Origin of the sequence: Streptococcus sp. Marseille-P6264 (genome assembly GCF_902460355.1) — a bacterium.
Lineage (GTDB): Bacteria > Bacillota > Bacilli > Lactobacillales > Streptococcaceae > Streptococcus.
In genome coordinates this window covers 92,189-106,214 of the sequence record NZ_CABPTO010000002.1, presented here as the reverse complement: position 1 = coordinate 106,214, position 14,026 = coordinate 92,189, and the positions used below count along the sequence as shown (strand labels likewise).

Genomic DNA, 14,026 nt, shown 5'->3' with positions numbered 1-14,026 from the left:
TTTTTCTCCGTTCTCTGTTTTCTAGAACTTACAAGGCAATAGGGCAAGGAACTAAATTTTCAAGTATTTAGTCCATTGCCCTAGCCTCCTCTTTTTAATCTTTCTTCAAGAGCTCTGTGCGAATTTCCTGTGGTCCTAAGATTCCGTCTTTTTCTGGAAGTACTTCTTCCAAAAGGTTGACTAGGGTTTGGGAAGCAGTTGTCACTTCTTGCTCTTCTTGGGTCATATTGTAGTAGCGAAGTACGATACCTGACTCGTCTTCAGACACTTTCAGGGCTGTCGGACAAATTTCTGCTAGGTTCAAAGCAGGGTGATCCAAGGCTTGTCCAGCTGCCGCAACACTTCCTTCTTGTTTGGAAATTTGCAGAGCTGTCAATGGTGTTTGGAAGGCTTTGGCCCGACGGTAAGCAGCAAATCGCTCTTGTGGTTGGTGGCATTCTACTGTGTATTCGACTTGGAAGTCACGCAAGCACTGCGCTTCTGGCGTTGGGAAGTAGCCCCAGTCGCCCAGCTCACCTGTTGCCCGTAGAATAGTGACCGCAATCGTATCATCACCTAAAATCTCGTATTCATTTAGACCTTTATTAGCAACTGTGACTGCTTTTTGGTCATCATAAAGACTGACGAAGGATTGCTGGTGCTGTGGATTTTCTGGATTTTCCCATGAAGCAGCTGGTTGGTTGTTGCGGCGAACCACTTCGTAAATGCTGTCTGAATCGTTGGTTTTACTGCTGTTGTGAGTTCTGAAAAGAACACGAATGCGGTGATCCTTAGCAGTATTGGTAAAGCAAGTCTTAAAGCGCAATTGTGGGCTGTCCGCAAAGACTGTCAACTCAGTTGTCAAGATCATAGTTGTCAATTCTGACGAACGGCCTGCTGAGCGCTTCATAAACTCAACGATGCCCTTTTGTTCTTGATCCAACAGTTCATCTGCACTTACTGGCAAGGTCAATTCATGGCTTAATTCCACCTTGGCATAGCGGGCATTGTTTTCCAACACCTTAACGCCAGCCAGTTTAGCATAGATTGGCTCTGTATTTTTTGGCTGGAAGTAGATATACTCATTTCCAATATCGCCGCGATCTTCAAAGCGGAGGAAGCCTTCATAGGCTTCATGGGTCGTCTTATCATAGACGGTCAAGTCTTCATCAAAGCTGATAGTCACAAATGGAGTGTCAATTACACCATTACGGTAGAGACTTTCATGCTCTTCTTTTGCACCAGGAAGCAATTGGAAGGTTTTCCAAGCCAGAGGTGCTAGATGAATCGGTAACGTCACGCGCAACTGACGAGCGATATAAGCCTGACGGAAGCGGTCTTTTGGAAGATCATATTGGAAATTAGCTCCCAAATCCTCGATTTTAGCTTCAACATAGCGACCATCCAAATCCTGAACAATCAAGTCTGAAATTGTCAATTCTGCCATTCTTCGATAGGCTTCTGTCGGATGCGCTTCCTTGAAATCACGGGTCGCAAATGTCACATCTACAGAAATGGTATCTACCTTGTCATGGAGCCCAGTATTGACAACGGTGAAGAGCAGGTCGCTATCAGCTTGGCGGCTATCTAATTTTTGCTTCCATTCTTCCAGCAGGTTGCCTTTGACAAATTCGCCCACTTGATTAACCTTGGCGAAGCGAATTTCCATTTCGCGGTGAACTTCATCGACACTGCAACCGCAAATGCTATCATGTGGAGCATTTTGCAAGAGAGTCTTCCAAGCATAAGTCAGCTGATCTTTGTGATTGTGACCGCCTGTGATAACAGTCAGCGGCTCAACCACCTGCTCTAGCAAGTTGCTGCTTTCTTGGAAAGCCTGCTTCAGATAAATACGAGCTGAAGAGGTATTAGCCAAAGTGTACCAACCATCAGTTTCTTGGCTGGTCAATTCTCCTTGAACTGTTGACAGTTCCTCAGGCAGAGCAGCTTCCACAGCTTGCATATAGTCATCAAAAGAACTGTGGATAAAGTTTATTTCTGGATAAAGCTCATTGGCTACTCGGATGGCTTGGCTGAGGTCGCGCTGAACTGGCTGGTGGTCACAGCCATTCATCATTAGCCATTGATTGGTAGAAGCATAGTTCTTCACATCAGCCAGTTTTTGCTCCCAGAAAACTTTCGCTTCTTCTGGATTTGTTGGGATTTCATTTCCATTGCTGTACCAGTTGGCAAAGAGGATGCCTAGAACTTTACTGCCATCGGCACCTTGCCAGTACATTTCAGAATACTGAGAAGTAAATTGCTCATCCTCTAAAACTTGGTTGTCAAAGCCGATTGGCTTAACCCCACGGCCGAAAGCGGCTATATGAATGCCTGATTGCTGCAAAAGCTGAGGCGCTTGTCCCATATTTCCAAAAGTATCTGGGAAATAACCAATCTGAGTGGACTTGCCCCATTTCTTGCACTCTTGCTGACCAATCAAGGTATTGCGGACATTGGCTTCGCTAGAAATCAAATAATCATCCTGCAAGATATAGAAAGGCCCGATTTTCAGCTTGCCCTCGTCAATATAGCGCTGCAATTTGTCGCGATTTTCCGGACGGATTTCCAGATAATCATCCAAGACAATGGTTTGCCCGTCTAGGTGGAAGCTTTTGAATTCTGGATCATGTTCAAACAAATCAAAGAGATTGTCAAAAAGCTCGACCAGCTGCATACGGTGGGATTCAAAGGGGAGATACCATTCGCGATCCCAGTGGCTGTGAGAAATGATATGTACAGTAATATTTTCCATTTTTGTTCCTCTATTGTTAATTCTATACCTCAATTTTTAAATCATAATAATCTAATACTAGTTCGCAGAACATCATGTTGGCCCAGCTGAACCATTCACGAGAATACTTGGTTGGGTCGTCCACATGGAAGCTTTCGTGCATGACACCTGTGCCACCATCGCAGGCCACAAGCAAGTCCAAAATTCGACGTTTTTCTTCCTTATCGTGTGTGGTCAAGCCTTGAATGGATAGAGCAATCGGCCAGATATAGCGGTAGAAGGTGTGCGAGCTACCAAGTCCTGCAGCATATTTACCCTCATAATAGTAAGGATTTTCTGAGCTCAGGATGGTGCGGCGTGTCGCTTGGTAAACTTCGTCGTCAATTGAACAAAAGCCTAGATATGGCGCTGCCAAAAGACTTGGCACATTCGGATCGTCCATAATGCTGGCATTCCCCAAACCGTCTACCTCAAAAGCGTAAATCTTTTCGCCTTTAGCATTTTGGGTGTAGGCGTGGTTTTCAATTCCTTCCTTGATTTCCTTTTGCAGGCGCTGCGCATGCGGAACGATCTCCTCAGCACCCTCTAAGTTCAATTTTTCAAAGATTTCTGCCACATAGCCCAAGACAACCGTTGCAAACATATTAGACGGTACCAGATAGCTGTAAATACAAGCATCATCACTCGGACGAAAGGCTGACCAAGTCATGCCTGTCACTGCAAAATCAGGACCTTTCCCATCATTGACCAAGGTATCTTCCTTGCGATCCGTATCACGGACAAAGCGATAAGAAGACTGGCTGTGGTCCTGCTCGATCGTCCAAACTCGTAGAATTTCTTTAACACCAGCAACAAAGGTAGCGTCTAGATGACCCGTTTCCCCAGTCTCTTTCCACAAGAGATAAGCCAGCTGCAGAGGATAGCAGAGAGAGTCCACTTCGTACTTGCGTTCCCAAATCCAACCAGACAAGTCTGTGTGGTCTGTTTCATGGTGACCTTTCCAGTTGTCAGCGATATTAAAGGCATTGGCATAAGGATCTTTGAGAATCAGCGTCATCTGGCGTTTGACCAAGCCAGCAATCGTTTGACGAATTTTTGGATCTTGCTTGGCTACAAAGAGGTAGGGCTTGAGCTGAGCAGTCGAATCCCGTAGCCACATAGCTGGAATATCGCCTGTCAGCACAAAAGTAGATCCATCTTCTAAGATTTCGACCGTGTTGTCCAAGGTATCCGTATAGCAACGCTCAAAAACAGAGACCCAAGCTGGGTGATCCTGGGCTAACTGGGCAATAGACTCCAACCATTTCCCAACAATTTCTTTAGAATAAACCATATTCCTTCTCCTTTTTCATACTCGTTTACATTCTCTAGTATAGGCTAAACAGTTTTTAAAATATATACACAAACTAAAGGCCTTTCGATCATATATTTTTGCCTTGGTCACTGGTTCTCGATTCATGTTATAATCAAGACAAAGCAAGCTGGATTGAAGGAGATTTCCCATGAAAACAATACTAGAAACGATTGATACCCGCTATGGAACGGACAATTCCCATAGCTTTTCCCACGGCAATACCCTGCCCTATACAGGGGCACCATTTGGCATGAATTATTTCGTCCCTCAGAGCAGCCATACAGATGGATCTTGGTTCTTTAAACCAGACCTACCCATCTTCCAAGGCATTCGTCTGACCCACCAGCCCAGTCCTTGGATCGGTGATTTCTCTTGGCTCCTGCTCACGCCTGTCACCGAAAAGATAAGCAAGCCTGATATCTATCATCGTCAGTCGTCCTACCGACCGGACGAGAGTATTTTTCAGCCACATTATTTGAAAATTCACTCCAATCGTTATCAAGTCAGTACGGAACTGACTCCGACTACTTACGGAGCCTGCTTCCGTCTCACAGGCCAAGGGGCCCAGCCTATCAGCCTTATCCTACACAGTGAGGCTCAGGCTCATTTCCGTATGCTGGACGCCTACACGCTTCTAGGTTGTCTGAAAGAAGAAACCAATCCAGCCAAGCAAGCTCTGACCATGCATGTCTGCCTGCGCTTTGACCAGCCCATTCAAGCCAGTCATGCCCTTGGAGAGGACTTGGTGCTAGACTTTGAACAAGGAAAACTGCAATTTGCCCTAGCCACTTCCTTTATCTCGGAAGAGCAGGCCCTGACGAATTTGCCCCAAGCCGACTTTGATGCGGTAAAAGAACAAACCAAGCAAGCCTGGGAAAGTTATCTCCACCGATTTGATGTTGTGGAGCAGGGGAAAGTTGACCGCCGCATATTCGACCAGACTCTTTATCGCCTCTTCCTCTTTCCTCAGACCTTTTATGAAATAACTCCTGAAGGACAAGAAATTCATTGGGACTTTACCCATCAAACTGTCCAGTCTGGCAAATTCTTTACTAATATCGGTTTTTGGGATGGTTTTCGAACCAATTTTCCTCTCCTAGCTCTTATCGCACCAGACATCTATCATGACTTTCTAGAAGGATTTCTAAATTTCTACAAAGAAACGGGTTATCTACCCAAGTGGCTGGCTCCTGATGAACGGGGCATGATGCCAGGCACCTTGATTGACGGTGTTATTGCGTATGCCGCTGCGAAACATCTCATTCCCGACCTAGAACAGGAATTGTTCCAAGCCATGCTAGACACAGCTGAGAAAGAAGATCCTTCCAAACGTTACGGCCGACACGGGGCTAGCGACTACCGAGCCTTGGGCTACCTGCCAACAGATTATCATGAAAGCGTCAGCCACACGCTGGACTATAGTTACAGCGACTTTTGCATTGCCAGCCTGGCCAGCAAACTCCAAGAGGAACAAGTAGCCCAGCGATACGGCCAGCAGGCACGCCATTACCAAAACCTTTTTGACTCAGAAACGGGCTATATGCGGGCCAAAGACCGACAAGGACAATTCCGAGCCAACTTTTCTCCTTACAGCTGGGGACGAGATTACGCAGAATGCTCTGCTATTCAAAATACGCTCAGCGTCTTCCATGATATCGAAGGCTTGAAAGAGCTCATGGGCGGTGAGGCAGCCTTTACCGATTATCTGACTAGGCTCTGTCAGGATCAGCCTTATTTTGATGTCAGAGGCTACGGCTACGAAATTCATGAAATGAGCGAGATGGCGAATGCTCACTTTGGCCAGCTAGCCATTTCCAATCAACCTAGTTTTCATATCCCTTATCTTTTTCGCTATAGTGCCAAGCCAGAATATACTAGTATCCTAATCAAAAGCTTGAGAGAAGAGGCTTTTCAGGCTGGTTGGCAGGCTTTCCCTGGTGACGAAGACAATGGCAGCCTCTCTGCTTGGTATATCTGGAGCGTCTTGGGGCTCTATCCGACTTGTCCTGGCAAGCCTCACTATGACTTAGGCATTCCGCTCTTTGACCATCTGCGCCTCTACCTGCCACAAAGTCAAAAATGGCTTGATATTTACGCTCATGATAACTATCCCCACTTCCAGTTTGTGAAAAAGGCAGAATTAGACGGACGAAGCCAGCAGCGAATTTCCCATGAGGACTTACTAGCTTCTGACAGGCTGGACTTCTACCTGTCTTGGTTGCCAAATTCATCCTCTACACAATCATAAAAACAGCAAAAGGAGGCTAGGACAAAAGTCCTAGCCTCTCAATTGTCTTTGGCTTTTCGAGCAAGACGCAGTGGTTGAGTGGGCTCTACTAGGCTGATTTCATCAGCTTTTACAGCCCTACTCAACTGTGCGGAGGTGGGACGACGAAATTGAATTCTAACGAATTACCGATTTCTGTCCCACTCTTCTTTTCTCATTCTAACTTCCCTTGACCTCAATCTTGAGTCTGCTTTGACGACCATCCTCTCGGCTAGCACAAAGGTAAAAATTCAATTCCTTATGACCTGTGAAAGCCAAGGTTGATAAGGTCAACTCTTTGTTTGTCTCGCCCGAAGCAAAGGTCACATCCCAGATTTGATCCTCATAAGCCGTTCCGTGCGTACCTGTGCCAGGCTCCGTAACCAGTCGGATCTGCTCCGCTTGCTCCAGCCTGTCTAAACGACGCAGACGAATCTGACTTGATTGCCCCCCAATTACTGTGTCCGCTGCTTGTGAAAGTACCAAACCAGAAGGCCTCTTCTCTTCCTCCATGATCGCTGGTGTCCTATACACGGCCAGCTTACTCAACAGTGGCAAGGCTTGGAAATCCGTCAAAATCAAGCGTAAGTGACGAGCCTCGACCATTTCGCCCAAAAGCAGACGCTTATAGCCAATCGTCTGACCACGGGCAAAGACAGTCCAACCATCCTCCTTCTTCACTTCCAGGATAAAGCCTGCGACCCGTTGCCCTTTGGCAATCGGTTCTCTTATTTCTAGCAGATTAAAAGTGCAGCTGTGACCTAGGTCAATCTCCAAGATATAGGAAGCCTCCTCCGCATTCGGAGCCCAGAAGCTATCCCTTTGACCATCCGTCAGTTTGCTTGCTGGATAGCCTGCCCTTTCACTGCTACTTGTGACTTTAGCCTCCGCAGCCAAGTCTTCATCGTAAAGGCTAGAGATAACCTGATGAAATTCCTGCAGGCGCTGGACATCGACTTCCGCCAACAAACCCTCCTTGGTCGGAGGTACATTGAGCAAAAGCGGTGTCCCCCGCCCCACCGAAGCCAGATAAATATCCAACAAATCCGCCAAGGACTTGGGTTGCTGACTTTCATGATAAAACCAACCCGAACGCAGGGAAACATCTGCTTCTCCAACAGAATAGTGCGTACCGTCTGGATCGCCATGGTAAAGATAGACAGGCGGTGTCTGCTCACTCAACTTTTCCGGTCGAATCTTCTGCCACAAGGGATCGCCAGCTCGACCGCTTTCATTGCCAATCCAACGCAATTCAGTCGCCTCGGTTGAAAAAATGACAGCGTCCTTTTGATGGCGACGAATGGTCTCAAACCAAGCCTCAAACTCATAGGAAAGCTTTTGAGCCCCTTCTCCACGCGCCCCATCCATCCAGATTTCAACAAATTTCCCTTTATTGCCATAGAGCGGATTACTCAATATTTCTTCTAATTGCTGCTGATAGTACTCATTGTAGGCTTTTTGAGTATCTACGTGATAGAGCGGACTGTGGGCATCCCAAGGCGACAGATAAAGCCCCAAATCCATATCATACCGACTGGCTGAGCGTGAAATCTCAGCCAAGAGATCACCCTCACCATCTCTCCACGGACTGGCAGCCACCGTATAGTCTGTATAACGACTTGGATAAAGAACAAAACCATCATGATGCTTGACCACGAGAATGACCCGTTTAAAGCCTGTTTCTTTCAGAACTCTGATCCACTGGTCTGTATCTAGTTTAGTCGGATTGAAACGCTTAGGGTCTTCTTGACCATTTCCCCATTCCTGCTCGTAAAACGTATTGATGCCAAAATGGATAAAAGCTGCCAATTCATCTCGATGATAAGCTAGCTGGGCTTCCGAAGGCAAGGGACCAAAATCCGCAATCTCTTCCATTTTTTTCATAAGTCTCGCTATTCCTCATTTCTTCCTAGTCAATCTCTTCTCTAGCTCCACTATAGCAAAAAAAGAAGACGCTAGCAACGCCTCCTTTTCGACTTCCTAAAAAGCCACTCTTTCTTCTATAATTTGTGGAAGACTGAAAATCCTATCCTAATCCTTACAAATCGTTTTGCTGATCTCTCAGAATTTCAAATTCCTTTGAGTGCCTTTAACATCCCCTAGCATAATAATCTTGACAAACCTTAGTCAATCACAATCAAGGCCTTAATGGTCTTGCGTTCATCCATATCTTTATAAGCTTGATCGATCTCTTCTAGATTATAGCTGGAAGTAAAGACGCGACCTGGATTGATATCGCCATCAAGAACTGCTTTCAATAAGAGTTGTTTGTCGTAGGTTGTGACAGAGGCTGCGCCACCCGCCACTGTGATGTTTTGTGCAAAAGTGGAACCAAGGGCACGATTATTATAGTGGGGAACACCAACAAAACCTAATCGGCCACCATTATGAAGGACACCAAGGGCTTGGTCGACAGCCGCTTCTGTTCCGACACATTCAAGCGCAGCGTCGGCTCCGCCACCGAGGAGTTCGCGCACCTTGGCAATGCCTTCTTCACCACGCTCTGCAACAACAGCTGTCGCTCCTGATTCAAGCGCCATCTTTTGTCGGTCTTCGTGGCGACTCATGAGCACAATTTGAGAAGCTCCCCGCATCTTAGCCGCGATAACAGCACATTGTCCAACAGCGCCATCCCCGATGACAACTACCTTGTCGCCTGGTTTAACATCTGCCACACGCGCCGCATGGTAACCTGTCGGCATGACATCAGCCAGCGCCAAGAAGGACTTAAGCATCCCTTCTGAATAATCTGATGGCTGACCTGGAATCTTCACCAAAGCCCAGTTGGCATACTCGAAGCGCATATATTCCGCTTGCACACCATCTGACCAGTTATTGCCAATATGCCGGTCACAAGTCCCATCATATCCTGCTCGGCAAGCGTCGCAGTCCCCGCATCCATGGGTAAATGGAGCAATGACAAAATCGCCTGCTTTCACAGTCGTTACTGCATCACCGACTTCCTCGACAATACCGATCGCCTCGTGACCACTGTTCATGCGCCCAGGCTTCACCTGCTCATTTCGATAACTCCACAGGTCAGAGCCACAGACACAGGTACGAACAATGCGGATAATGGCATCATCTGGGTCTAGAATTTGCGGATGATCCATTTCTACTAGTCCAACTTGACCAGCCTTGAGATAGACTGCTGATTTCATTGCATTTCTCCTTGTATTTTGCTAACTATATTATATCACCTTTCAGATAGATAGACGAAGAAAAGCCCAAGGAGCTGTGGGGAAATTTTCTTCTCCAGCAAGCGCTAATGCCCTACCTCATCGCTTTTTAAAAGCTGCTTTCTTGGTCTTTACTAGCTGAAGTCCAAACTCCACTAACAACTGCCTGAATCAATCAAAATGACCTCTAGCTTGACTCGGCTAGAGGTCTGACTTACCTTGCTGATATGGGAGCAATCAGTTTATCCTATTCGGAACTGACTAACAATTGATTGTTGATTATTTAATTTATTAAATTTTTAATTCCTTTAAGCGCTAATGATTTTCTTTTATCTTAGCATTAGAAATATTAATCACAAAGCAACTATCGGTTAACATCTCGAAGTCTGAAAACCATCTAAAAAGCTTCTACTTTCTATCCCACTGTCATAATCAGATAGGCTAAGCAGGCCTACCCAACGATTTAACCAATAGTCCAGTAAAGCAACGACTTATATGTTACAAATAAATATATCAGCAAAGCAAATCGAATGCGAAATTTAGTTTTTCCTTTCTCTATCTTTACTTATATTATACTCCTCCTAGCAAAATATTGCAAGCGTTTACACCGTGTAGATTGAAAATATTTTAACTAAAAAGAATGAATATAAAAGTAAAAGAGACCCTAAAAGAGGTCTCCTTTAAACTGTAAATGATTTCTAGCCCCTACTATATATTAGCTTAGGCTTATTTATCATCATCTTTATGAAGCATGTTTTTAACACCTTCAATAGCGCCCTCAACTGCATCTTTTGCATCTTCAGCAACTTCTTTGACTTTAGAAACAACTTTTTCAGCTGCTCCTTCTTTTTCAAGTTTTTCGTCACCGATTACTTTCCCAACACCTTCTTTGACAGCGCCTTTAGCTTGGTTGAATTTTTCTTCTGTTGACATAGCTATGTCCTCCTTTATTTCTTTTTGTTTTTAATTAATGTACGCGAGCTTTTTCACTTGATGAAGCAGCATCTTTAACAGCTTCTACACCTTCACCAACTTTTTCTTGAACGGCTGAAAAACCACCGCTAAGACCAGATTTTGCTTTTTCGAATTGCTCTGAAGCAAATTCTCCTGTTGATTCAGCAACATCTGTCACTCGATCTTGAAGGCTAACTGAGTCAGCTTCATGTTGTTCTTTCGTTTTAATATCAACAACATTGACATTTACTTCAACAACTTCCAAATCAGTCATCTTAGAAACTTCCGCCACAACAACATCTTTAATTTCCTTGTACAAGGCAGGAACATTCTTTTGATATTCCACTACTACGTTCAAGTCAACAGCCACTTGTTCTTTCCCAACTTCAACATTAACACCATTCGTTACGTTATCAGTATTAATCAATTTATCTGCTAAATTAGAGAAGAAGCCACCATCAACAGCTAGCAAACCTGAAACTTTCTCTAAAGAGAGACCAATGATTTTTTGAATGACTTTATCTTCGTAAGTCAATTCACCTTTTACTTCATGAGTTGCTTGCGCAACTTCCTTTTTAGCAACATCTTTAAAATCTTTATTTGTATTTGACATAAGAAACTCCTTATTATTTATTTAATATATTTTTTTGTTGTATATAATATCCGATTCCTGCTCCTATGGCAGCGCAAATCAAGACAAATAGTGTCTTAAAGAAGCCAAAGGATAGGATAAAGCAGGCTAGAACACCGCCCGCTAATCCAGATAGGATTAGATATTGATATTTTTTAAACCATTCCATTTTGGTACTTCCTTACTTTACACGACTAGTATTTTTTTTAGCCTGCGATTTTGGTTTGAAATCTGATACAGAGATTTCAAGCTTGACATCATGATTGAGACCGAAGAATTCTGTTAATCCAGTAGCAATTTCTTCTTGAATCAACTGACTTCTTTTGATGATGTTTTCTGACGGAACAATTGCTCCTTTAACAGAAACCATACATTTGTTTTTCCGGCTATTTACGGAAACTGTAGGATCTTTAATAAAATCATGGTCTGTCACCAGACTACGAACAAATCCTTCAATTGCTGAATTTTTCAGCATCAGTTTCCCATCTGCATCAGCTAACTTAATTTCCAATGTTCTCTTAGGATAAAAAAGTATAACCAACATCAATAGCAAGATCAAACTTGATAAAACCAATGTTCCCCAGAAAACGTATCTAGAAAGAAAGTACCCTACAAAAGGAATATTCTTCCAGGTAAATAACTGAAGACCTAAACCACTAACTTTATGAAAATCTAGCAAAACAGGAATCAAAATCGTCAAGATTAAAATACAGAGAATAAGAAAAAGTATTTTTCTTGATTTTGACATATTAAATCCTTTCATAATTCAAATTTAAATTTAAATTGTATATAAAAAGAATTCTTATGCCTTTTTACCTACAAAAAACGATACAACAGCAACTACAATAACTGCACCAATGATAGAAGGAAGCAAGGCCATGCCAGCTAAACTAGGACCCCAAGTTCCCAAAAGCGACTGACCGACAGCAGAACCAACTAAACCTGCAACAACGTTGGCGACAATTCCCATAGAACCGCCTTTTTTTGTTATTGATCCAGCAACCAGACCAATAAGCCCACCGATAATAATTGACCACAACATAGTGATTCTCCTTTCTAAATCAAAATTATTTAATATTATTTTTGATTAATATAATTATATAATTTTTCATCAAAAAAACATAATAATTCAGCTTGGAATTGTTCCCAAATTTATGTATTATGGGTACGCAAAAATAATAGAACGCTTTCATTGTTTATTTAAAAGCGTATCACGTTTTTTCTTTTTTTAAAAATACTATTGAATAAGCATAATCACTCATAACATGATATAATTGTATAATAAAAAAACAATATAGGAACTATAATAAGAAAGAAAAAATATTATGAGAGAATTATTATCTAAAAAAAGCCTCAGGCAATTAGAATTGTTAGAATTACTCTTTAAAACTAAACGTCGGTTTTATATTTCTGAACTAGCCGAACGATTGAACTGCTCAGAACGGTTGGTAAAAGATGACCTATCTTATGTCAAGTCCTCTTTTCCTGACCTGATCTTTCACTCTTCTAATAGTGGTATTCGTATCATGAATACGGATGACAGTGATATTGAGATGGTCTATCATTATTTTTTCAAGCACTCAAGTCATTTTTCCATTTTAGAGTTCATATTCTTTAACGAAGGGTGTCAAGCTGAGGATATTTATAACGAGTTCTATATCAGTTCTTCCTCGCTCTATCGTATCATCAGTCACATCAATAAAACGATAAAAAAACAATATGATTTTGAAGTTAGTCTGACCCCTGTTCAGATCATTGGGAATGAGATTGATATCCGTTACTTTTTTGCACAATATTTTTCGGAAAAATATTATTTCCTGGAATGGCCATTTACAGATTTTCCCAAAGAGCCTTTGTGTCAGTTGTTAGAGATTGTTTATAAAGAGATTAGCTTCCCTATGAATGTATCCACTCATAGGATGTTAAAGTTGCTGCTCGTTACGAATCTCTATAGAATACAGTTTGGACATTTCTTGGAAGTTGAGAATGATTCTTTCAATGAACAATTGATGGAATCTTTTATGCAGGCTGAAGGGATAGACGAAGTAGTAGATAGATTTGCTACAGATTACGATATTTCTTTGACTAAAGAAGTAATCGGTCAATTATTTGTTTCCTACTTCCAAAAAATGTTTTTCATTGATGAAACACTATTTATGGACTACGTAAAGTCTGATAGGTATGTGGAAAAGTCCTATCATTTATTAAGTGATTTCATTGACCAGATATCATCCGCATACAATTTTAAAATAGATAACAAGGACCATCTGATTTGGCATCTACATAATACCGCACAACTGCATCGGCGGGAATTATCAACAGAGTATATTTTGTTTGATCAAAAGGGCAATACAATCCGAAACTTTCAAAATATTTTCCCTCAATTTGTTTCAGAAGTAAAAGAGGGAATCTTAAATTATCTTGAAACCTTGGGTATCCATAGTAACCAAATGCATGTCAATCATTTATCCTATACCTTTATAACTCACAGTAAGCATTTGGTTTTGAATCTGTTGCAAAATCAACCTAAATTAAAGGTGCTAGTGATGAGTAGTTTTGATCAACATCATGCAAAATCCATAGCAGAAACCCTTTCATATTATTGTAGCAACAATTTTGAACTGGAAGTTTGGAACGAATTAGAATTATCCATCGATTCTTTAAAAGAATCACCCTATGACATCATCATTTCTAATTTCATTATCCCACCGATTGAAAACAAGAAGCTGATTTATTCCAACAACGTTAATACGGTTGAGTTAATATCCTTACTTAACGCCATGATGTTTATTCAAATAGATGAGTGAGTAAGATTTTCACAAGATAAAAAACCGCAATCTAGCGGTTTTTCTTGATTTGTTTGAGAAAATGTTAAAAAGATACAGTCCTGTGGAAAACAGAACTATATCCGTTTAATAACTATTCACTG

11 protein-coding genes are annotated in these 14,026 nt (G+C 42.4%); 2 read left to right on the top strand and 9 right to left on the bottom strand.

What is annotated here, in order from left to right:
- Positions 1 to 94: 94 nt before the first annotated feature.
- Positions 95 to 2,734, bottom strand: a complete 2,640-nt coding sequence (locus tag FZ941_RS04085; RefSeq protein WP_148886933.1) for an alpha-mannosidase — start codon at positions 2,732 to 2,734, stop codon at positions 95 to 97.
- Positions 2,735 to 2,756: 22 nt separating this feature from the next.
- Positions 2,757 to 4,046 (bottom strand): glycoside hydrolase family 125 protein, encoded by a 1,290-nt coding sequence (locus FZ941_RS04080; RefSeq protein ID WP_148886932.1) that lies wholly within the window; start codon positions 4,044 to 4,046, stop codon positions 2,757 to 2,759.
- A gap of 169 nt (positions 4,047 to 4,215) precedes the next feature.
- Here FZ941_RS04080 and FZ941_RS04075 point away from each other — a divergent pair, with 169 nt between their 5' ends.
- Positions 4,216 to 6,315: a GH92 family glycosyl hydrolase gene (locus FZ941_RS04075; RefSeq protein WP_148886931.1), complete on the top strand. Its 2,100-nt coding sequence runs from the start codon at positions 4,216 to 4,218 to the stop codon at positions 6,313 to 6,315.
- Between the two features lie 198 nt (positions 6,316 to 6,513).
- Here the strand turns inward: FZ941_RS04075 and FZ941_RS04065 are convergent, their stop codons facing one another.
- The 7 genes from FZ941_RS04065 to FZ941_RS04035 form a co-directional block, all read right to left on the bottom strand.
- Positions 6,514 to 8,217 carry an alpha-L-fucosidase gene (locus FZ941_RS04065; RefSeq protein WP_148886930.1) on the bottom strand — a complete coding sequence of 568 codons (1,704 nt, stop codon included), beginning with the start codon at positions 8,215 to 8,217 and terminating at the stop codon, positions 6,514 to 6,516.
- Between the two features lie 239 nt (positions 8,218 to 8,456).
- On the bottom strand, positions 8,457 to 9,494 hold the full coding sequence (locus FZ941_RS04060) for an alcohol dehydrogenase catalytic domain-containing protein (protein ID WP_148886929.1): 1,038 nt from the start codon (positions 9,492 to 9,494) through the stop codon (positions 8,457 to 8,459).
- Between the two features lie 744 nt (positions 9,495 to 10,238).
- Positions 10,239 to 10,445 carry a CsbD family protein gene (locus FZ941_RS04055; RefSeq protein ID WP_015605852.1) on the bottom strand — a complete coding sequence of 69 codons (207 nt, stop codon included), beginning with the start codon at positions 10,443 to 10,445 and terminating at the stop codon, positions 10,239 to 10,241.
- 34 nt (positions 10,446 to 10,479) lie between these two features.
- Entirely contained in the window at positions 10,480 to 11,079 is a 600-nt protein-coding gene (locus tag FZ941_RS04050) for an Asp23/Gls24 family envelope stress response protein (protein WP_005591615.1), read from the bottom strand.
- A gap of 13 nt (positions 11,080 to 11,092) precedes the next feature.
- Positions 11,093 to 11,266: a DUF2273 domain-containing protein gene (locus FZ941_RS04045; protein WP_005591614.1), complete on the bottom strand. Its 174-nt coding sequence runs from the start codon at positions 11,264 to 11,266 to the stop codon at positions 11,093 to 11,095.
- A 12-nt stretch (positions 11,267 to 11,278) separates the two neighbouring features.
- Positions 11,279 to 11,845: an alkaline shock response membrane anchor protein AmaP gene (gene amaP / locus FZ941_RS04040; RefSeq protein ID WP_045500434.1), complete on the bottom strand. Its 567-nt coding sequence runs from the start codon at positions 11,843 to 11,845 to the stop codon at positions 11,279 to 11,281.
- A gap of 54 nt (positions 11,846 to 11,899) precedes the next feature.
- Positions 11,900 to 12,139, bottom strand: coding sequence for a GlsB/YeaQ/YmgE family stress response membrane protein (locus FZ941_RS04035; RefSeq protein ID WP_148886928.1), 240 nt, complete (start codon positions 12,137 to 12,139; stop codon positions 11,900 to 11,902).
- A gap of 283 nt (positions 12,140 to 12,422) precedes the next feature.
- Between FZ941_RS04035 and FZ941_RS04030 the strand changes: the two genes are divergently transcribed.
- Entirely contained in the window at positions 12,423 to 13,904 is a 1,482-nt protein-coding gene (locus FZ941_RS04030; RefSeq protein ID WP_148886927.1) for a M protein trans-acting positive regulator PRD domain-containing protein, read from the top strand.
- Positions 13,905 to 14,026: the final 122 nt, after the last annotated feature.

Coding starts and splice junctions, on each gene's coding strand:
- FZ941_RS04075 (WP_148886931.1), top strand. CDS start 4,216: ATGAAAACAATACTAGAAACGATTGATACCCGCTATGGAACGGACAAT.
- FZ941_RS04080 (WP_148886932.1), bottom strand. CDS start 4,046: ATGGTTTATTCTAAAGAAATTGTTGGGAAATGGTTGGAGTCTATTGCC.
- FZ941_RS04050 (WP_005591615.1), bottom strand. CDS start 11,079: ATGTCAAATACAAATAAAGATTTTAAAGATGTTGCTAAAAAGGAAGTT.
- FZ941_RS04045 (WP_005591614.1), bottom strand. CDS start 11,266: ATGGAATGGTTTAAAAAATATCAATATCTAATCCTATCTGGATTAGCG.
- FZ941_RS04085 (WP_148886933.1), bottom strand. CDS start 2,734: ATGGAAAATATTACTGTACATATCATTTCTCACAGCCACTGGGATCGC.
- amaP (WP_045500434.1), bottom strand. CDS start 11,845: ATGTCAAAATCAAGAAAAATACTTTTTCTTATTCTCTGTATTTTAATC.
- FZ941_RS04035 (WP_148886928.1), bottom strand. CDS start 12,139: ATGTTGTGGTCAATTATTATCGGTGGGCTTATTGGTCTGGTTGCTGGA.
- FZ941_RS04065 (WP_148886930.1), bottom strand. CDS start 8,217: ATGAAAAAAATGGAAGAGATTGCGGATTTTGGTCCCTTGCCTTCGGAA.
- FZ941_RS04060 (WP_148886929.1), bottom strand. CDS start 9,494: ATGAAATCAGCAGTCTATCTCAAGGCTGGTCAAGTTGGACTAGTAGAA.
- FZ941_RS04055 (WP_015605852.1), bottom strand. CDS start 10,445: ATGTCAACAGAAGAAAAATTCAACCAAGCTAAAGGCGCTGTCAAAGAA.
- FZ941_RS04030 (WP_148886927.1), top strand. CDS start 12,423: ATGAGAGAATTATTATCTAAAAAAAGCCTCAGGCAATTAGAATTGTTA.